Origin of the sequence: Lysobacter sp. CA199 (assembly GCF_052078715.1) — a bacterium.
Taxonomy (GTDB): domain Bacteria; phylum Pseudomonadota; class Gammaproteobacteria; order Xanthomonadales; family Xanthomonadaceae; genus Lysobacter.
The window spans coordinates 226703-245587 of the sequence record NZ_JBQJIL010000010.1 but is presented as its reverse complement, the minus strand read 5'-3'; the positions used below and the strand labels follow the sequence as shown (position 1 = coordinate 245587).

Here is an 18885-nt window from a genome sequence, read left to right as displayed (position 1 = left end):
TTTATGGGAGGGGCTTCAGCCCCGACGCTCTTCGGTCAGACACTTCGAAAGTTTCATGCGACCTGGGCGAAGAGCATCGGGGCTGAAGCCCCTCCCACAAAAGGCCTCTCGGCATCACCGGGCGCCAGAGCTTCGAAGGAATTCCGAGAACACGAAGATCAAACAAGAACGCCGCTGCACGCGTTCGAACTAACGACAACGAGAGGGGAGCTTGAGATGTCGCTGCGTAGACACCGCCTGGTCGTCGCGACCAAAACCGTACTCACCGCGCTGTGCGGCAGCGCATTCGCGTTGGCCGCCCCGGCCGCCTGGGCGCAGGAATCGGCGCCGAAGGAACTGGACAAGATCACCGTCACCGCGCAAAGCCGCGAGCAGGAATTGCAGGACGTGCCGATCGCGCTGCAGGTGGTGACCGATCAGCTGATCGACGATGTCGCCGCGCAGGATCTGGGCGATCTCGATAGCTTCGTGCCCGGCTTGGTGGTCGACAGTCAGCAGCCGACTCAACCGGGCTTCGAATTGCGCGGGATCAGCACCGACGATTTCGGCATCGGCACCGATCCGGCGGTAGGCGTCTATGTCGACGGCGTCTACGCGGGGCGCGGCGGCGGCGTGCTGCTGCCGTTCACCGACGTGGAACGCATCGAGGTGCTCAAGGGCCCGCAAGGCACCTTGTTCGGCCGCAATACTGCCGCCGGGGCGATCTCGATCATCACCCGCAAGCCCGACACCGCCGCGACGCAAGTCAAGGCCAAGCTGCGCATCGGCAATCACGGCAAGCAGTACGTGGACGGTATGTTGAATCTGCCGGTCAGCGAGGACTCGGCGTTCCGTTTCAACGCCCTGGTCAATCATGCCGACGGATGGATCCAGGACGCCGAGACCGGCATCGATCTGAACCCGGAGAACAACTGGGCCACCCGCGCCGCGTTCAAGACCCGTTTCGGCGAACGCACCAGCGCGCTGATCAGTTGGGATCACGAGAGCCTGGATCAGAAAGGCCAGGCCACCACCGGCATCGTCGCCTTGCCGCCCGCGCCGGGCCTGGCGCCGCTGCCGGTGGACGAGCGCGCCTATCTCGATCCGCGCAAGATCCCGACCGTCAGCGACGCCGAAGGCAACGAGGAATCGCGCCGCTTCGATGGCGTGACCCTGATCGTCGACCACGGCACCGATTGGGGCGGCTTCACTTCCACCAGCTCCTGGCGCGACTACGACTCGGTGAACCGGGTCGAGGAAGACGGCACCAATCGCCGTTATCTGTACGTGGATTCGACCAATACCGAGAGCAACCGCAGCTACTACCAAGAGTTCAAGTTCAACGGCAGCACCGACAAGCTCGACTGGGTCGTCGGCGCCAGCTATTTCGACGAGCGCGCTCGGCAGACCAGCGAAGTCAACGCGATGACCGATTCGGTCGATACCATCGTCCACAACCTGGGCATGGCGCCGACCCAGTCGGGTTATTTGTTCGGCGAAGTCGATGCCGGGCTGGCAGCGCTCGGCATTCCGATCCATCTGCTCGGCCATCGCTGGAACGAGACCTTCCGCAATACCCTGGACACCAAGGCCTACGCGGTGTTCGGCGACGTGATCTGGCACGTCACCGACAAGCTCAACCTCACCGTCGGCCTGCGCTACACCCGCGACGAGAAGAAGTTCAGCTGGCTCAACAATCCGCGTTCGGCGCCGGAGCTCGACGCCGCGCTCGACCAGCTCGATGCGTTGGGCGCCTTCGAAATCATCGGTATCCCGCGCGATTTCTTCGTCTTCGACGTAGCCTTCATCGATCCGCCGGCAATGATGAACAAGGGCGTTCTGCGCCGCGCCTCCGACAGCTGGACCGACCTGAGCCCGCGCTTCGTCGTCGATTACCACGTCAGCGACGACACCATGGTGTTCGCATCCTTGGCCAAGGGCTACAAGGCCGGCGGCTTCAATTCGCTGCAGATCGGCAGCAGCTTCGAGAACGAGGACGTCTGGAACTTCGAGACCGGCATCAAGACCTCCTTCCCCGATCAGCGCGTGCAGCTCAACGCCTCGCTGTTCTACTACGTCTACGACAACCGCCAGGCGGTGCGGCTGGACAGCAGCACCGATATTCCGCGCTTCGTCGTCGACACCTCCGACCTGGAGGCCTACGGTCTGGACTTCGACATGCGCTGGCAGGCCACCGACAACTTCGGTCTGGACTTCAACGCCAGTTTCATCGACTCGACCTACAAGAACTACGTCACTTCCGACGGCATCGACGCCAGCGGCGATCCCACCGGGCTGCCGTACTGGTCGGCGGCGGGCGGCGCGCATTACCTGTGGAATCTGGGCGAACACGGCGACGTGCGTTTCTCGTTGCGCCATGCCTATCGCGGCAAGGTGCGTTGCAGCGAGGAGTCGCAAGCGCAGAACCGCTGCGGCGTGAGCCCGGCGCTGGACCTGGGCGAAGCGCAGAACCGCACCGACCTGCGCGTGGCCTGGACCTCGCCGCAGGGCCGCTGGGGCTTGGCCGCGTACGGCAACAACCTGTTCGACAATCAGTACATCAACGCGCTGGGCACCTACGGCAAGAACGTGCTCGGCACGGTCGGCGCGCGGGTCAGCGAGCCGCGCTCGTACGGGATCGAGTTCAACGCGAAGTACTGAGGGCCGGGATTCGAGATACGGGATTTGGAATTCGGAAGGGCGGGCCAGCGGCCGCTTTGCCGAATCTCGAATCCCGAATCGCCAATCCCTTATCCTTACGGCATGCCAAGCCGCAAGGACGGCCCTGCCGTCGATCTCCACACCCAACCGCTGCCGCGCTTGCCCGGAGTCGGGCCGGCCGTGGCGGAGAAGCTGGCCGCGCGCGGGTTGGTGACCCTGCAGGATTTCTGGCTGCATCTGCCGCGCCAGTACGAAGACCGCACCCAGATCACCCCGATCCGCCTGTTGCAGCCCGGTGTCGCGGCCCAGGCCGAGGGGCGGGTGGAAGCGGTGGAGCGCGGCTTTCGTTATCGGCCGATGCTGCGCGTGGCGGTCGGCGACGACTCGCGCGGCACGGTGGTGCTGCGCTTCTTTCATTTCCGCGCCACCCAGGTCGCGCAGTTCCGGGTCGGCGCGCGGGTGCGCTTGTACGGCACGCCCAAGCCGGGCCAGCACGGTCTGGAAATCGTTCATCCCAGCTACCGTGTGCTTGAAGACGAGGCCGAGGTCGCGCTGGGCGAACAACTCGATCCGGTCTATCCGGCGATCGAAGGCATCGGCCCGGCGACATTGCGGCGCTTGATCGGCTACGCGCTCGATCGCCTGCCCGACGACGCTTCGCTGGAGCTGCTGCCGCGCGAGCTGCGCGAGCGCCTGCAACTGCCGACCTTGCGCGAAGCCTTGCTGACCGTGCATCGCCCGCCGGTGGACGCCGATGTCGCCGCGCTGATCGACGGTCGCCATCCCGCGCAACGGCGCCTGGCCTTGGAAGAACTGCTGGCCCATCACCTGAGCCTGCGCCGCCAACGCATCAGCCAGCGGGCGCACAAGGCGCGCCCGCTCAAGCAGATGCCGCTGGCCGAACGCTTGCGCAAATCGCTGCCGTTCAAGCTCACCGGTGCGCAGAAACGCGTGTTCGACGAGATCCGCGCCGATCTGGCCAAGCCCTCGCCGATGCTGAGGCTGGTGCAGGGCGATGTCGGCAGCGGCAAGACCGTGGTCGCCGCGTTGGCGGCCATGCTCGCCGTGCAGCACGGCCGTCAGGCCGCGCTGATGGCGCCGACCGAATTGCTGGCCGAGCAGCACCTCAACAATCTGCGTCGCTGGCTCGAGCCGCTGGACGTCCGCGTGGCCTGGCTGGCGGGCAAGGTCACCGGCCGCGCGCGCAAGACCGTGCTCGAGCAAGTGGCCAACGGCGACGCGCAGATGGTGGTCGGCACGCATGCGCTGATGCAGGAGGGTGTTGCGTTTCGCGATCTGGCGCTGGCGATCGTCGACGAGCAACACCGCTTCGGCGTGCATCAGCGTCTGGCCCTGCGCGACAAGGGCGCGGGCGGCGCGGTAGGCGAAGACGCGATCGTGCCTCATCAGTTGGTGATGACCGCCACGCCGATTCCGCGCACCCTGGCGATGACCGCCTACGCCGATCTGGACGTGTCGGCGATCGACGAATTGCCGCCGGGCCGCACCCCGGTGCAGACCGTCGCGCTGAGCGAGGAACGCCGTCCCGAACTGGTGCAGCGCATCCGCAGCGCCTGCGCGGAAGGGCGGCAGGCTTACTGGGTGTGCACCTTGATCGACGACTCCGATGAAGTGATCGCGCAAGCCGCGCAGACCACGTTCGAGGAATTGTCGAAGCAGCTCGCGCCGTTGCGCGTGGGCCTGGTGCACGGCCGGATGAAGGCTAAGGAAAAGCAGGAGACGATGCGTGCGTTCAAGGACGGCGAGCTCGATCTGCTCGTCGCCACCACGGTGATCGAAGTCGGCGTCGACGTGCCCAACGCGTCGCTGATGATCATCGAGAACGCCGAGCGCCTGGGCCTGGCGCAACTGCATCAGCTGCGCGGCCGGGTGGGGCGCGGCAGCGCCGCCTCCAGTTGCGTGCTGCTGTACCGCTCGCCGTTGTCGGGCCTGGCGCGGCAGCGTCTGGAAACCATGCGTCAGACCCACGACGGTTTCGTCATCGCCGAGAAGGACCTCGAACTGCGCGGCCCCGGCGAACTGCTCGGCACGCGCCAAACCGGCTTGGCGGGTTTCCGCGTCGCCGATCTGGGCCGCGATGCGGACCTGCTGCCGCTGGTGCAGGAACTGGGCGAGCGCCTGCTCAAGACCACCCCGGAGTTGGCCGAACGCATCGTCTCGCGCTGGGTCGGCGGCGCGGCGCGCTACGCCTCGGCCTGATCGCCGCGGGCGCACTTGGCGACCGCTGTCGAGCGTGCTGTGATGGCGGCTGCCACGGACGATCGACGGCGATCGCAGGATCGCGGTCGGGAAGGAGGGAATCATGCGTTACCGGTCATGGACGATCGCGTTGTTGCTGGCCGGTGCCTGCGTCGGCATCCAGGCGCGAGCGGAAACGGTAGTGACCGAGCTGCAGAGCAAGGCCGAGACCTATCCTGGCCACGAGTACCGCGACGCGTCCGGGCGCGCCATCGACTATTTCCGCGAGGGCCGCAAGGACGCCGCCTGGAACGTCCTGCAGCCGGCGATCGTGTATTGCGACGAACGCAAGAGCGACGAGCGTATGCGCTACTACAGCGTCGCCGACAAGACCGAGGAAGAGGAATTCCGGAGCGAGACGCCCGCCGGCACGAGCTTGGTCTTCGTCGATATGGCCTGTCCGCATGCCTACAAGTCCGCGGCCTTCCTGGCGGTGGAGTCGAAGGAATACGAGCGCGCGTTCGCCTTGCTCGACCGCGCCCAGGCGATCGCACCGCACTGGCCGCAGCCCCTGGCCGAACGCGGCTACCTGGTCGGACAACTGGGCGACAACCGCCGCGCGCTGGAGCTGTACCGGCACGCGTTGGCCTTGGTCGAGAAATACCCGCGCTCGGGTCATCTCAAGGGGTTGGTACTGCGCGGCATAGGCTATCAACTGATCGAGACCGGCGACCTCGAAGGCGCGCAACGCGCGTACCGCGATTCGCTCAAGGCCGAGCCGGACAATGCCCTGGCGCAGCGCGAGCTGGAGTTCATCCGCGGCCAGCGCGAGGCCACCGCGAGCGGGAAATGATCGGGGGCCGGGCGCGGACTCGGGCGCCTGTGCCCGATGGGCCGGCTGCTGCCCGCGCGGGTGCAGCGATGCCCCGCAGCGCCCGAACATTTGGCATATAGTGTCCCGCCCGCTGGAGATCGAGCCCCGGATGCCGGGAGTTCCCCACAACGCGGCGACCCAGTGGTTCGGCCCGGATTTCCAGCGGCTGCACCCTTTGCTGCAAGCGCTGCACCGCGATGGCGGCACCTTGGCCGGCGAGATCGATATTCGCACCGGTCCCGGCCTGGCCGGCGCCCTCGGTCGTCGGCTCGCGCGCAGGCTCGGCATTCCCCTCGATCGCCCGCGCCGCGGTTTCCGGGTCGACATCGTCCACGAGTCCGCGCGCATGGTGTGGCTGCGCCGCTTCGACGACGGCAGCGAACTGCGCTCTGTGTTCGAACCGGTCGGTCGCTACCCGAACGGCCATTGGCTGGAATCCACGGGCCCGGTGCGCATGCGCCTGGGCGTGGACCTGGACAGCGGCGGCTGGCACTGGCGCCTGCTCGGCATCGACGCGCGCGGCCTGCCGCTGCCGCGATTCTTGTTTCCGCGCACCGACGCCTACAAGCGCATCGAGCGCGGCACCGAAGGCGAGCGCTATCGCTTCGCCGTCGCATTCTCTTTGTTTCCCTTCGGCGAACTGCTGCGCTACGAAGGCGCGCTGCAAGCCATCCCGGCCGCTACGGCCTTATCGGCCGATCCGGCCGGCGCGGCGCACGCCGCCGCGCACAGTTCCGCAGAACGAGTGATTACATGACCGACCGCATTCCCTTGCTTATCGACACCGACCCGGGCGTGGACGACGCGCTCGCCTTGCTGATGGCGTTCAACGATCCGCGCCATCGCCTGGTCGGCCTGACCATCGCCGCCGGCAACGTCGGCCTGAAACACACCGTGGCCAACGCATTGAAGCTGTGCGAAGTGTCCGGAGTCGACGTCCCGGTATTCGCCGGCGCCGAAGCGCCGCTGCTGCACCCTTCGCCCGATGCCGGCTACGTGCACGGCCAGGACGGCTTCGGCGACGTCGGCTATGAGCCGGCCAAGCGCCAGGTCGAGGCCGAGCACGCCGCGCTGGCGATCATCCGCCTTTCGCACGAACACGCCGGCAAGTTGCTGCTGATCGCGCTCGGTCCGCTGACCAACGTCGCGCTGGCGCTCAAGCTCGATCCGACCCTGCCGCAGCGCATCGCCCGGCTGGTGGTGATGGGCGGGGCGGTGACCTGCCAGGGCAACATCACTCCGGCGGCCGAGTTCAATTTCTACTTCGATCCGGAAGCGGCGCACCTGGTGTTCGAAGCGTTCGACCACATCGACCTCGCCGATTGGGAGGCGGTGATCGCGCACGGTTTCCTGCACCAGGACGTGGTCGGCTGGCTCAAGGCCGATTCGGAGCGCGCGCGGTTCTACGAGCGCATTTCCGAGAAGACCCGGTTGTGGTCGATCGACCGCCGTGGCGATCACTGGCATGCGGCCGATGCCTTGGCGATGGCGTTCGCGTTGGAACCCGACGGCGCGCAGGACGTGCAATCGCGGCCGGTGTCGATCGAACTGCAGGGCACCCACAGCCGTGGCGCGACCGTGGTCGACTGGCGGCGGCAAGAGGGCAAGCCCGACAAGGTGGCGATTTTGATGAAGTACGATCAAAAGCGATTCGAATCCCTGATTCAGGCAGCCCTGGCCGCGTCCCCCGCGTAGAAAACCAAGGGCCGGCTTATCGGTCCGAAGCTACCCGTCCCAGCCGCCGGGCAGCTTCCCTAGAACCGGTACCCCCCTGTAGGAGCGGCGCAAGCCGCGGCCACGGCACCTCGCTTGCGTCGTATGTGCCGGTTTCGCGGTCGCGGCTCGCGCCGCTCCTACAGTCGGAAACCCGCCCTGGCAGCCGGCCCAGCCCCCAACCCGCCAGCTCCCAACATTTTCACCCCTCCGGACTTGCGCCCCCCGCCAACTGCCCGCTATACTGCTCGACTTTCCCGCACACCTTAAGGTTGAGTGCCATGAAGGCAGGCATCCATCCCGAATACCGCGCAGTCGTCTTTCAGGACGTCACCACCGATTTCCAGATCGTTACCCGTTCGACCCTGTCGAGCAAGGAAACGATCAAGGTCGATGGCGCTGAGTATCCGCTGATCAAGGTCGACATCTCGTCGGCTTCGCACCCGTTCTATACGGGCAAGCACAAGATCATGGACACCAGCGGCCGCGTCGACAAGTTCCGCAAGCGTTACGCGCAGAAGTAATTCGCGTCGCCGAAGAAATTCGGAACTCATCGCTGCATGCACAACGGCTGCCCGCAAGGGCGGCCGTTTGCGTTTGCGCGAGTTTTTGCCAGGATTATCGCCATGGTGCGGTCACTGCTGGGCGCGCAGCCCGCGCGCAAGCTTGGCGCTCTGTGCGAAGCGACTCGGTTGCGGTGCTTTACCGGGAATCACGGCAGCCTGACTGGAAAGCGTCGGGGCTGAAGCCCCTCCCACAATAGACCTCGTGGTTGCGCGATCTATTGTGGGAGGGGCTTCAGCCCCGACGCTTTCCGATCAGATCAGGCGCTCCCCCATGGCTTGGGCGAGGCGAAACGACCGTTCCGGCAAGCCGCCAGACGCCAGGGTGGCGATCGCCGTTTCCGCGGCGTGATCGACGGCCCCGCGCGCTGCCCCGCGCCTCAAACGGCCATGCCACCGCCGATCGCGCGGCCAGCCGCCACATCCCGGCAACCGGACGGTCGAATACTGTCCGCGACTGGCCGATGGCGGCGTCGCCGGCGCAACGCTCCATCGCATCAGAGCCCGCCGCCCGACCAAAGTCCGAGCTTGGGCTCAATCGGCATTGTGCGATAATTCACTATCGCAATGTGCTTGCGACCCCCCGTTCCCCTCCTGCCGCGGCCACCCTCTGCGGCAGGCAGACTGAGGAGTGTTTCGTGTCTGAAGATTCCAACAAAGCCCGCCTCGATCAGGTCACCGTGACCGCCGGCGACAAGAACTTCGCTCTGCCGGTGCAGCATCCGGTGCTCGGCGCGCCCTGCGTCGACATCGCCAAGCTGCCGAAAGAAACCGGGATGTTCACCTACGACCCGGGCTTCACTGCGACGGCGAGCTGCAAGTCGGCGATCACCTACATCGACGGCGACGAAGGCGTGCTGCTGTACCGCGGCTACCCGATCGAGCAGTTGGCCGAGAAGTCCAACTTCCTGGAAGTGGCCTATCTGCTGATGAACGGCGAGCTGCCGTCGCAGGCCGAGTTCAGCAAGTTCGAACACGAAGTCACGCATCACACGATGATGCATGAAGCGTTCCGCACCTTCCTCTACGGCTTCCGCCACGACGCCCATCCGATGGCGATGCTGGTCGGCATGCTCGGCTCGATGGCGAGCTTCTATCACAACGAATTGGACCTGGAAGATCCGGAACAGCGCCGTCTGGCCGCGATCCGCCTGATCGCCAAGGTGCCGACCATCGCCGCCGCCTGCCATCGTTATTCGATCGGCTGGCCGATCCGCTATCCCAAGAACAGCCTGGACTACACCACGCGCTTCCTGCACATGCTGTTCGAAGTGCCGAGCGAGCCGCTGGAACTCAGCCCGGTCGCCGCCAAGGCGATGGACTTGTTGTTCATCCTGCACGCCGACCACGAACAGAACGCCTCGACCTCGACCGTGCGTCTGGTCGGTTCCACCGGCGCCAATCCCTACGTCAGCGTCGCCTCCGGCGTCGCCGCGTTGTGGGGCCCGGCGCACGGCGGCGCCAACGAAGCCGTGCTCAAGATGCTCAACGAGATCGGCCGTCCGGAAAACGTAAAGGGCGCGATCGACAAGGCCAAGGACAAGGAATCGGGCTTCCGCCTGATGGGCTTCGGCCACCGCGTCTACAAGAACTACGACCCGCGCGCGGCGCTGGTGCGCAAGATGACCCACGACGTGCTCGGCGAGCTCGGCGTCAACGATCCGCTGCTGGAAGTGGCGATGAAGCTGGAAGAGGCGGCGCTCAAGGACGACTACTTCGTCCAGCGCAAGCTCTACCCGAACGTCGATTTCTACTCGGGCATCATCTACAAGGCGCTCGGCATTCCGGTGGAAATGTTCACCGTCATGTTCGCCATCGCCCGCACCGCCGGCTGGGTTTCGCACTGGCTGGAACAGCAGAACGATCCGGAGAACAAGATCGGCCGTCCGCGCCAGATCTATACCGGCCACGGCGTGCGCGACTACGTCGGCGCCGACAAGCGCTGATCCAGCCGTCGTTCGCTACGAAAACGCCCCGCATCCGCGGGGCGTTTTCTTTTTGCGTATCGCCGATCGGCGGCGCGCAGCTCAGTCGAGCGTGCAGTCCCTCAGGCTCAGATAATGGGTACCGCTGGTGAACCCGACCGTGCAGGTCGCGGTGAACTTGGCGCCGTCCTTCAGCGCGCCGAGTTTCTTGTTCTGCGCTTCGTCCTCGCCCAGCAGGCGCGCGTACTCGGCTTCCTCGCCGGGCGCGGTGGCCTTGAGGATGGGCGTGCCCTTCATCGAAGTGGTCTGCTCGAGCACGACCGCGCTGAAGCGCACGCGAGTGTCGTATTCGGCCATCGACAAGGCGCTGTTGCCGGCGTTTTCGTAGCTTTGATACAGCTTGGACAGACTGACGGTGGCGGGCTTGTCGGCGGCGATCGCCGCCGACGAGAGCGTCAGCAGGCACAACAGTACGGGTCCTTGGAATCGCATGGGGCTTCCTTGAGAGAGAGACGAACAGAGCGATCATTGTGCCTGCGGCGCGCGATCGCGTTCGGGTTTTTCGTCGTGTCGCGTGGACGCGATCCGCCTCCGTTCGCCTGCGCGCGGCCTACTCGTCGGTACGCGCCACCGCGGTAAGCCTCGCCTGCAGGTCGCCGATGAAGTGGGCATAGGCGCGCTGGTCGTCGTCGGCGCCGGAGGCGAGGCGCGCGCGTTGCGCTTTCGCCTGCTGCGTGGCTTGCGCCGCGCCCAGCGTTCCGTCGAGCAGGTCGTCGCGCAGTTGTCGCAGGCGCAGCAGGCTCAGTCCGGAAGCGCGGGCGTACTTTTCGTTCTGGGCGAGAAAGAACCCGGTCAGCGCCGCCGGCAGGCGCGTGTCGTCGGCGATGTCGCGGCGGCCGTACTCGTAGATCCGCGGCTGCTTCCACGGGTCGAAGCCGCGGGTGCCGAAGCTGTCGTACTGACTCAGGAAAATCTGCGTGGTCGGCACGACGATGCGGGCTTCGCGCGGTTTTCCCGGAGCGCTCCACACCGCCACGGTGTGGTTGGCGGTCGGCCAGAACAAACCGACATTGCGCACGCCGCCGCGTCGGGCGAGAAACGCGAACAGGGCCGAGAGTTCGTCGCATTCGGCGGTGGCGGTGACCGCGGTCGGCGTTGCCTGGCGCAGCGATCGCCATTGCGTCCACACCGCGTCGGAATTGGGCTCGCGATCGGTGATCGCCCAGCGCAGGTTCCAGTAGCCGCCGTCGCGGGTGGCTTCGAACAACAGGCGCAGATACGCGTAGTCGGCGTAGGGCAGCTGCGCCGCGCTCAGGCGCTGGGTGGCGAGCAGGGCGTCGTAGTCGGCGCGGACCGCGGGGCTGGTCTGGGAAGCGGCGGCCTGGGCGCGCAAGTGGGCGACCAGATCGGCGAGCGTGCCGGCGTGAGCGGCCGGCGCCCGCGTTTGCGGCGGCGTGCTGCGCGCGGGCTGCGTGGCGGTTGCGCTCCAGGCCAGCGCGGTCAGGCAGATCGCGCCGAACAAAAGGCTGATGCCGCGCATACGCCGCCGGATCGATGCCGCCGCCGCGGTGTTGTCGCTGTCGTCCATCCGTCCGATCCTTGGAACCGTTTCGTGGTGTGTAGCCGGCGCTGCCGGTCAGCCGCGTTCGAACTCGGAAATCTCCTCATCGGTCAGCAACTGGCGCAACTGCCCGAGCGAGGCGCGCTTCATCGGCTTCTCGTCGACGTTGGACAGCGGCGCCTGGCGCAGCACATCCAGCGGCAGCACGGTCAGATCGAAGCTCAGGTCTTCGGCGCTGAATATCCAGACCGGGAAATCCTCGCTGCGCTCGCGGTCCAGACGCAGCCGGCGGTTGCGTTCCTCGGCCGGGATGCGGTGCTGCTCCAGGAACATCGGCACCGCGGCCGGGTCGTCGCTGTACAGGTGCAGGGCGACAGGGCTGCGTGCGTCGGCGGTGCCTTCCAGCACCGGGCCGACCAGGCGCGGGTCGAAGGGTGCGAAGAATTCCAGGGCGCGCAGCGCGGCCTCGCGGCGTTGGCGCAGGCTGCCGATGTTCTCGCGCTGGAACAGGCGCTGGTACTCGCGCAGCGCGTCCTCGATCTCGCGATTGCGCGGCAGCGAGGCGTCGTCGCAGATGCCCAGCCGCTCGGCTGCCTTGAGTTTGGCTTGGTGATAGTCGCGGATGCCGCTTTCGGCGATCAATCGGGCCGCTTCGTGAGCGAGGCGGTGACGGCGCTCGCGGATGCGGGTCTGCGCATGCTGATGTGCGTGCTGTCGGGCCTGGTGCATCTCGACCTCCGGGCTGGCACGTCACGGCGATGGCTTTCGCCGCGGCCGGGTTGGACCGGCGATTGCAAAGCTAGCACGTTCGTTCGGCACGGCAATGTCTGAATCCGGGGGCACGCCGAGGCGCCAGATCGGGCAAGCGAGCCGGCGTTCAGGCATGCGGGTCGAGGTCGAAAAGCGGAGTGAAACCCGCCCTGAAACCGGCCGTCCTGATGCCATTGGCTCGAGGGAAGGCCTTCAGGCCCGACGCTTTTCGGTCAGTTCGCGGCGACCGGGAACAAAAGCGTCGGGCCTGAAGGCCCTCCCACAAAAGCCAGGGCCGTCCCACAAGAACGCAGCGCGCAAAAAAAAGCCACACGCGTCGAACGCGTGCGGCTTTCATGGGGCAGCGCGGAAACGGCGGCTCAGAAGATGTCGAAAGACTCTTCCGAGGGCGCGGCGTCTTCGTTGCCGTAGTCGGTGTAGGTTTGCATGCGTTCCAGATCCTCGGCCTTGACCCACTCGATCACGCCACCGGCGCCGTCGGGGATCAGCGCGCCGTTGCCGGCCACCGAGACCTTGACCATGCCCTGCGGCGGCTCGTTGGGTTGCAGCGGCTGGTCCTTGAGCGCCGCGCGCATGTAGTCGATCCAGATCGGCAGCGCGGCCTTGCCGCCGTACTCGCGGTAGCCCAGCGACTTGTAGTTGTCGCGGCCGACCCAGACGGTGGTCACGTAAGGCCCGCCGAAGCCGGAGAACCAGGCATCGCGGTGATCGTTGGTCGAGCCGGTCTTGCCGCCGACGTCGTCGCGTCCGAGCACCTTGGCCGCGGTGCCGGTGCCGCGCTTGACCACGTCGCGCAGCATCGAAACGATCTGGTAGGCGATGCGGTCGTCGATCGCGCGCGGGGCGACGTTGATCGTAGCGATCTCGGCCGGCGTCAACGGCTTCCTCTCAGGTTCGGGCGGCTTCTTGTCCTTGCTCTTGTCCTTCGGCTCGGGCTTCTTGGCCTCGCCGCCGGCGGTGCCGGGCGCGGGGCCGAGATCGAAGCCGTCGACGACATTGTTGGCCGGCAGCGCGGCCGAAGCGGTGGCGCCGCGGCCGACGCATTCGGGGCAGGCGGTGGCGGGCTTTTCCTTGAATACCACCGCGCCGACGCGATCCTTGACCTCGTCGATGAACCACGGGGTGATGCGGAAGCCGCCGTTGGCGAAGGTGGCATAGCCGCGCGCCACCGACAGCGGCGTCAGCGAGGCGGTGCCCAGCGACATCGACAGGTTCGGCGGCAGTTGTTCGATCTCGAAGCCGAAGTGGTTGATGTACTTGCGGGCGAAGTCCACGCCGATCGCATCGAGCAGGCGCACCGAGACCAGGTTGCGCGACTGCACCATCGCCTCGCGCACCCGCATCGGACCGGCGAAGTTGCCTCCGTCGTTCTGCGGGCGCCACAGGTGGCCGCGGCGGTCCTTGAACACCACCGGGGCGTCGAGCACGATCGAGGCCGGGTTGTAGCCGCGTTCGAACGCGGCTGCGTACACGAACGGCTTGAAGCTCGAACCCGGTTGGCGGCGCGCCTGGGTGGCGCGGTTGAACTTGGCGCCGGCGAAGCTATAGCCGCCCGACAGCGCGCGCAGCGCGCCGTTGGCAGGTTCCAGCGAGACCAGCGCGGCCTGGGCCTGCGGCAACTGGTCCAGACGGTAGCTGACTATCGACGGCTTGGCCGGCGCCGCGGGCGCCTGTTCGGGCTTGGCCGTTTCAGCCGGCTCGGCGGCGGTTTCCATACGTGCGATGCGGACCAGGTCGCCGCGCTTGAGCAGGCTGCCGGGGCTGCGGCCGGCGAAGCCCTGTTTGTCGCCCAGGGTCAGCTCGGTGCCGTCGCCGAGCACGAAGCCGGCCTGCGAGCCGCTGACCGACAGCACGATCGCCGGCAACAGGTTGGCCTGGGCCGGAATGCCGCGCAGGCGCACGCGCGCGGCGGTGGCGTCTTCGCTCGGGGCCAGATCGAAATGCTGCTCCACGCCGTGCCAGCCGTGACGGCGGTCGTACACCGATAGGCCGGTGCGCACCGCTTTGTCGGCGGCGACCTGCAGGGTCGGATCGATGGTGGTGGTGACGTGGTAGCCCTTGGTCAGCGCCTCGGCGCCGTAACGGGCGACCATCTCCTGGCGGACCATTTCGGCCACGTACGGCGCATACACCTCGACCGGACGCTCGTGCGGGCTGGCGTGCATCGGCACGGCCTTGGCTTCGGCGGCCTCCGCGGAGGTGATGAAACGCTGCTCGGCCATGCGGTCGAGGATGTAGTCGCGGCGGATCTTGGCGCGCTCGGGATTGCTCAGCGGGTTGCCGCTGGAGGGAAACTTGGGAATGCCGGCGAGCGAGGCCATCTCGTCCAGGCTCAGCTCGTTCATCTTCTTGCCGTAGTAGAACTCCGCCGCTGCGCCGACGCCGTAAGCACGGTTGCCGAAGAAGCTCTTGTTCAAGTACAGCTCGAAGATCTCATCCTTGCTGAGCTCCTGCTCCATGCGCATGGCCAGCAGCATTTCGCCGAGCTTGCGCTTGTAGCTGTACTCCGAGCTCAGGAAGTACTGGCGCGCGACCTGCTGGGTGATGGTCGAACCGCCCGGCACGCGCTTGTCGTCGGTGGTCGCCAGCAGCCAGATCGCCCGGCCGATGCCTTTGTAGTCGATGCCGTGGTGCTGGTAGAAACGCGAGTCTTCGATCGCGATGAACGCCTGCTTCTGGCGCTCGGGCACGTCTTCGATCGCGATCGGGTAGCGCCGGGTCTCGCCGAACATCGCCATCAGGCGGCCGTCGCGCGCGTAGACGTACATCGGCTCCTGCAGCTCGATGGTCCGCAGGGTCTCCACGTCGGGCAGCTTGGGGACGATCAGGTAATACAAGGTGCCGAGCGCGATGGCGCCCAGCAGGGCCACGCCGATGAACGCGTAGAGCGCCCAGCGCAGCCAACGGCGAATACGGGACATCGAATCGGATTCCGGAGTCGGTGGTCGTGACGGGCAAGTATAGAGGAGCGCGGATCGCGACCCGGGTCTCGATTCTCATCGGTTTAGGCGGGCTTCGCGTACCGGCGCGCGGGCCCGGTCCGGAAGCGGGCCCGGCCCGGGCGATCGCCTCGGATCGGGCGGCTGCGGGCGGGGCGTTTCACCGAGCCTCACGCGTTGGCCCGGCCGCTTGCGTGAGCTGTGAGCGCAGGCGCATTGCCACGGCTACGAGGCTGCTTGAACTGTAGCGGAGGGCACGGATCGCGGCGCGGCGGCGATCGCAGGATCGGTTTACGGGCCGTTGGAGGCGACACCTCCGGCGCCGCGCGAGCAAGCCCCGTCTCGCCGTTTTCGCTTGTCGTCGCCGGCTCATGGCGGATTTATTGCACTTGGCACTTGACCGGTGGACTGACGGTGGTGGTCACGTGACGCCGAGGGTCAAAAAAGCACGACTGGGTTGGCAAACCCAAAAGAAGTGGTTGCCAGCCTGTGAAAAGTCCGTTATCTAATCCGGGGCCACACGAAGTGCGCGTAAGCGCTTGTGGCATGGGGAGATAACTGTGGGACTCATCACAAAAAGCCAACCGGCCCTGGTCGGTGTGGACATCAGTTCGACTGCGGTAAAGCTATTGCAACTCTCGCGAGTGGGCAATCGCTACCGTGTTGAGCACTATGCTGTCGAGCCACTTCCGCCCAACGCGGTGGTGGAAAAGAACATCGTCGAGGTCGAAGCGGTGGGTGAGGCGATCAAACGCGCCGTCGCCCGATCGGGGACCCGCGTCAAGCATGCCGCCGCCGCGGTCGCCGGTTCGTCGGTGATCACCCGCGTCATCGGCATGCCGAACGATCTCGACGAAGACGAAATGGAATCCCAGATCGAGCTGGAGGCGGCCAACTACGTGCCGTATCCGATCGACGAGGTGAATCACGACTTCGAAATTCTCGGCCCGATGCCGGGCAGCCCGGACATGGTCCAGGTACTGCTCGCCGCCTCGCGTTCGGAGAACGTCGAAGTGCGCGCTTCGGCCTTGGAACTGGGTGGACTGACGCCGAAGGTCATGGACGTGGAAGCGTTCGCGATCGAGAACGCGTTCTCTCTGCTCGCCGACACGCTGAGCAGCCCGCGCGACGGTCTGGTCGCGCTGGTCGACTCGGGCGCGACGATGACCACGCTCAACGTCTTGCGCAACGGACGCAGCCTGTATCACCGCGAACAGGTGTTCGGCGGCAAGCAGCTGACCGACGAGGTCATGCGCCGCTACGGCCTGAGCTACGAAGAAGCCGGACTGGCCAAGCGCCAGGGCGGTTTGCCGGAAAGCTACCAGGCCGAAGTGCTGGAGCCGTTCAAGGAAGCGATGGTCCAGCAGGTCAGCCGCCTGCTGCAGTTCTTCTATGCCGGCAGCGAGTTCAACCGCGTCGACCAGATCGTTCTGGCCGGCGGCGGCGCCTCGATTCCGCGCATCGCCGAGATGGTCGAAGAACAACTCGGCGTACCGACCACCGTGGCCAACCCGCTCGCGCACATGACCTTGGGCCCGCGCGTCCAGGCGCACGCGCTCGCGCAGGACGCTCCCGCGCTGATGATTGCCTGCGGCCTGGCCCTGAGGAGCTTCGACTGATGGCACGCATCAACCTGCTCCCGTGGCGCGCCGAGCGCCGCAAGGCACGACAGAAGGAATTCGGCGCGATCCTCGGCCTGTCGGCCCTGGCCGCCGTGGTTCTGTCGGGCCTGATCGTTTTCTACTACAACAGCGAAATCAGCGGTCAGCAGGACCGCAACACGTTCCTGGACGGGCAGATCGCCGAGGTCGACAAGAAGATCAAGGAGATCGAGGAGCTCGACAAGAAGAAGGCCAAGCTGCTCGCGCGCAAGGAAGTGATCGAGAAACTGCAGTCCAACCGTTCGCAGATGGTGCACCTGTTCGATTCGCTGGTGCGCACCATTCCCGACGGCGCGGTGCTGACCGCGATCAAGCAGGACGCCGAGACGCTGACCCTGGAAGGTCGCGCTCAGTCCAACGCCCGCGTCAGTACGTATATGCGGACCCTCGAGGTCTCCGGCTGGATGAGCAAGCCGGACCTGACCATCATCGAGGCGAAGGACGGTGGTGGTAAGGGCCTGCCGTACGAGTTCAAGCTGACGGTGAAGCTGGCCAACCCGAACGCGCCCAAGGACGAGGACGGCGACGGTATTCCGGACGCGCCCGTCGCGGCTCCGGTTGCCTCGGCGGACGTTCCGGCGGGTACCGCACCGGCCGCCGCCGCGCCCAACGGTGCCGCCGCTCCCGCGGCCGCTCCGGCCAAGCCGGGCGCCGCTCAGCCTGCCGCCGCCCCGGCCAAGCCCGGCGATGCCGCAACGCCCGCCGCCGCTCCGGCCAAGCCCGCGCCGGCTGCCCCCACCAAGACAGGAGCCGCGTCGTGAGCAAGAAGGCTTCGATGAAGAACTTGGACTTCAACAACATCGGCGGCTGGCCGCGGCAAGCGCAGATCATCTTCTGCGCCGTGGTCGCCGTGGTGATCATCGGCCTGGCCTGGTGGCTGTTCGTCAGCGAGAAGCGCACCGAACTGGAAGGCCTGGAGCGTAAGGAGGCCGATCTGCGCGTCACCTTCGAAACCAAGCAGGGTCGCGCCGCCAATCTGGAACCGCTCAAGCAGCAGCTCATCCAGATGGAGCAGCAGTTGCAGCAGATGCTGCGTCAGTTGCCCAGCAAGACCGAAATGCCCGACTTGATCGTCGACATTTCCCAGACCGCGCTCGCCACCGGCATCTCCAACGAACTGTTCCAGCCCGGCGCCGAAGTCCCGAAGGAGTTCTACGCCGAGAAGCCGATCGCGTTGCGCATGGTGGGCACCTATCACCAGTTCGGCGCCTTCGTCAGCGGCGTGGCCTCGCTGCCGCGCGTGGTCATCATGACCATGCACGACATCTCGCTGAAGCCCAAGGGCAACAACAGCAAGGACGCGCTGGGCGGGATCACCCCGAACAGCCCGCTGGAGCTGGCCGGCACGGTCAAGACTTACCGCTATCTGGATGAAGAAGAGATGGCCGCGCAGAGCAAACCGGCCGACGGTACCGACGGCGGCGCGGCCACCGGCGACAAGAAGGAGGGCACCTGACATGCGCAGTTCCCTCGCACTTCGCCCCTCCACGCTCGCCGCCGCCTGTGCGGTCGGTCTGGCCCTGTTGGGCACCGGCTGCTTCCGCAGCATCAGCAGCACGCCGGGCGACGCGCCCAATCTCGAGAAGTGGGTCGCCGAGATCAAGGCCAAGCCGGCGCCGCCGCTGGATCCGCTGCCGGTCATGCAGCAGTTCGAAACTTTCGAATATGCCGCGCAGGAATTGCGCGACCCGTTCAGCACCGCCTTCACCGACGAGGACACCAGTTCGGGTCCGCGTCCGGAGAAGGAGCGACGCAAGCAGCCGCTGGAACAGTTCCCGCTCGATGGTCTCGACATGGTCGGTACCCTCGGACGCGGCAGCGGTATCGTGGCGCTGGTCATGGCGCCCGACAAAGTGACTTATCGTGTTCGACCCGGTGCGTACATGGGGCAGAACGACGGTCGTGTGACCGCCGTAACTGAGGAACGCATCGACTTGGTCGAACTGGTGCCGGATGGCGCAGGCGGTTGGCTGGAACGTCCGGCTTCCGTGGCGCTGGAAGATCAATGATTAGGGGATAGCATGATGATCGTATTCAAC

15 protein-coding genes and 2 pseudogenes are annotated in these 18885 nt (G+C 66.3%); 13 read left to right on the top strand and 4 right to left on the bottom strand.

The annotated features are described in order from the left end of the window. Positions 1-3: 3 nt before the first annotated feature. The 8 genes and pseudogenes from ACTOWJ_RS19625 to ACTOWJ_RS19590 form a co-directional block, all read left to right on the top strand. Positions 4-90: pseudogene (locus ACTOWJ_RS19625) on the top strand (DUF6053 domain-containing protein); the annotation flags it as partial. A gap of 126 nt (positions 91-216) precedes the next feature. Then, entirely contained in the window at positions 217-2640 is a 2424-nt protein-coding gene (locus ACTOWJ_RS19620) for a TonB-dependent receptor (protein WP_441336338.1), read from the top strand. A 102-nt stretch (positions 2641-2742) separates the two neighbouring features. Next, a complete protein-coding gene (gene recG / locus ACTOWJ_RS19615; RefSeq protein ID WP_441336302.1) occupies positions 2743-4860 on the top strand; it encodes an ATP-dependent DNA helicase RecG in 2118 nt (705 codons plus the stop codon). A 103-nt stretch (positions 4861-4963) separates the two neighbouring features. Further along, positions 4964-5692, top strand: a complete 729-nt coding sequence (locus ACTOWJ_RS19610) for a hypothetical protein (protein ID WP_441336301.1) — start codon at positions 4964-4966, stop codon at positions 5690-5692. A 130-nt stretch (positions 5693-5822) separates the two neighbouring features. Continuing rightward, a complete protein-coding gene (locus ACTOWJ_RS19605; RefSeq protein ID WP_441336300.1) occupies positions 5823-6470 on the top strand; it encodes a DUF4166 domain-containing protein in 648 nt (215 codons plus the stop codon). Next, positions 6467-7408, top strand: a complete 942-nt coding sequence (locus ACTOWJ_RS19600) for a nucleoside hydrolase (RefSeq protein ID WP_441336299.1) — start codon at positions 6467-6469, stop codon at positions 7406-7408. The genes ACTOWJ_RS19605 and ACTOWJ_RS19600 overlap by 4 nt, the downstream gene beginning before the upstream one ends. A gap of 299 nt (positions 7409-7707) precedes the next feature. Further along, on the top strand, positions 7708-7950 hold the full coding sequence (locus ACTOWJ_RS19595; RefSeq protein WP_441336298.1) for a type B 50S ribosomal protein L31: 243 nt from the start codon (positions 7708-7710) through the stop codon (positions 7948-7950). A 677-nt stretch (positions 7951-8627) separates the two neighbouring features. After that, complete coding sequence (locus ACTOWJ_RS19590) at positions 8628-9935, top strand: citrate synthase (RefSeq protein WP_441336297.1); 1308 nt, start codon at positions 8628-8630, stop codon at positions 9933-9935. An 81-nt stretch (positions 9936-10016) separates the two neighbouring features. Here ACTOWJ_RS19590 and ACTOWJ_RS19585 read toward each other — a convergent pair whose 3' ends face one another. The 3 genes from ACTOWJ_RS19585 to ACTOWJ_RS19575 all read right to left on the bottom strand — a co-directional run bounded on the left by ACTOWJ_RS19585 (position 10017) and on the right by ACTOWJ_RS19575 (position 12204). Further along, the gene (locus ACTOWJ_RS19585; RefSeq protein WP_441336296.1) at positions 10017-10406 is read right to left on the bottom strand and encodes a hypothetical protein; all 390 of its coding nucleotides are present in this window, start codon (positions 10404-10406) and stop codon (positions 10017-10019) included. A 118-nt stretch (positions 10407-10524) separates the two neighbouring features. Next, complete coding sequence (locus ACTOWJ_RS19580; protein WP_441336295.1) at positions 10525-11502, bottom strand: hypothetical protein; 978 nt, start codon at positions 11500-11502, stop codon at positions 10525-10527. Between the two features lie 48 nt (positions 11503-11550). Then, a complete protein-coding gene (locus tag ACTOWJ_RS19575; protein WP_441336294.1) occupies positions 11551-12204 on the bottom strand; it encodes a hypothetical protein in 654 nt (217 codons plus the stop codon). Positions 12205-12441: 237 nt separating this feature from the next. On the opposite strand from ACTOWJ_RS19575, the pseudogene ACTOWJ_RS19570 reads away from it, so the two are divergent. Next, positions 12442-12657, top strand: a pseudogene (locus ACTOWJ_RS19570) (DUF6053 domain-containing protein); the annotation flags it as partial. Here ACTOWJ_RS19570 and ACTOWJ_RS19565 read toward each other — a convergent pair. Continuing rightward, a complete protein-coding gene (locus ACTOWJ_RS19565) occupies positions 12606-15167 on the bottom strand; it encodes a penicillin-binding protein 1A (protein ID WP_441336293.1) in 2562 nt (853 codons plus the stop codon). The pseudogene ACTOWJ_RS19570 and the gene ACTOWJ_RS19565 overlap by 52 nt on opposite strands. 578 nt (positions 15168-15745) lie before the next feature. Here ACTOWJ_RS19565 and ACTOWJ_RS19560 point away from each other — a divergent pair. From ACTOWJ_RS19560 to ACTOWJ_RS19545, 4 genes are read left to right on the top strand one after another with little or no spacing between them, the layout of a single operon-like run. Beyond that, positions 15746-16804, top strand: coding sequence for a pilus assembly protein PilM (locus ACTOWJ_RS19560; protein ID WP_441336292.1), 1059 nt, complete (start codon positions 15746-15748; stop codon positions 16802-16804). Beyond that, on the top strand, positions 16804-17607 hold the full coding sequence (locus tag ACTOWJ_RS19555) for a PilN domain-containing protein (protein ID WP_441336291.1): 804 nt from the start codon (positions 16804-16806) through the stop codon (positions 17605-17607). The genes ACTOWJ_RS19560 and ACTOWJ_RS19555 overlap by 1 nt, the downstream gene beginning before the upstream one ends. Continuing rightward, entirely contained in the window at positions 17604-18302 is a 699-nt protein-coding gene (locus ACTOWJ_RS19550; RefSeq protein ID WP_441336290.1) for a type 4a pilus biogenesis protein PilO, read from the top strand. The genes ACTOWJ_RS19555 and ACTOWJ_RS19550 overlap by 4 nt, the downstream gene beginning before the upstream one ends. 1 nt (position 18303) lies before the next feature. Then, positions 18304-18855, top strand: a complete 552-nt coding sequence (locus ACTOWJ_RS19545) for a pilus assembly protein PilP (RefSeq protein WP_441336289.1) — start codon at positions 18304-18306, stop codon at positions 18853-18855. The last annotated feature ends 30 nt before the right edge of the window (positions 18856-18885 follow it).

Bases quoted from the DNA above. Each gene is read 5' to 3' on its own strand.
- ACTOWJ_RS19620 (WP_441336338.1), top strand. From the start codon at position 217: ATGTCGCTGCGTAGACACCGCCTGGTCGTCGCGACCAAAACCGTACTC.
- recG (WP_441336302.1), top strand. From the start codon at position 2,743: ATGCCAAGCCGCAAGGACGGCCCTGCCGTCGATCTCCACACCCAACCG.
- ACTOWJ_RS19610 (WP_441336301.1), top strand. From the start codon at position 4,964: ATGCGTTACCGGTCATGGACGATCGCGTTGTTGCTGGCCGGTGCCTGC.
- ACTOWJ_RS19605 (WP_441336300.1), top strand. From the start codon at position 5,823: ATGCCGGGAGTTCCCCACAACGCGGCGACCCAGTGGTTCGGCCCGGAT.
- ACTOWJ_RS19600 (WP_441336299.1), top strand. From the start codon at position 6,467: ATGACCGACCGCATTCCCTTGCTTATCGACACCGACCCGGGCGTGGAC.
- ACTOWJ_RS19595 (WP_441336298.1), top strand. From the start codon at position 7,708: ATGAAGGCAGGCATCCATCCCGAATACCGCGCAGTCGTCTTTCAGGAC.
- ACTOWJ_RS19585 (WP_441336296.1), bottom strand. From the start codon at position 10,406: ATGCGATTCCAAGGACCCGTACTGTTGTGCCTGCTGACGCTCTCGTCG.
- ACTOWJ_RS19580 (WP_441336295.1), bottom strand. From the start codon at position 11,502: ATGGACGACAGCGACAACACCGCGGCGGCGGCATCGATCCGGCGGCGT.
- ACTOWJ_RS19575 (WP_441336294.1), bottom strand. From the start codon at position 12,204: ATGCACCAGGCCCGACAGCACGCACATCAGCATGCGCAGACCCGCATC.
- ACTOWJ_RS19565 (WP_441336293.1), bottom strand. From the start codon at position 15,167: ATGTCCCGTATTCGCCGTTGGCTGCGCTGGGCGCTCTACGCGTTCATC.
- ACTOWJ_RS19555 (WP_441336291.1), top strand. From the start codon at position 16,804: ATGGCACGCATCAACCTGCTCCCGTGGCGCGCCGAGCGCCGCAAGGCA.
- ACTOWJ_RS19545 (WP_441336289.1), top strand. From the start codon at position 18,304: ATGCGCAGTTCCCTCGCACTTCGCCCCTCCACGCTCGCCGCCGCCTGT.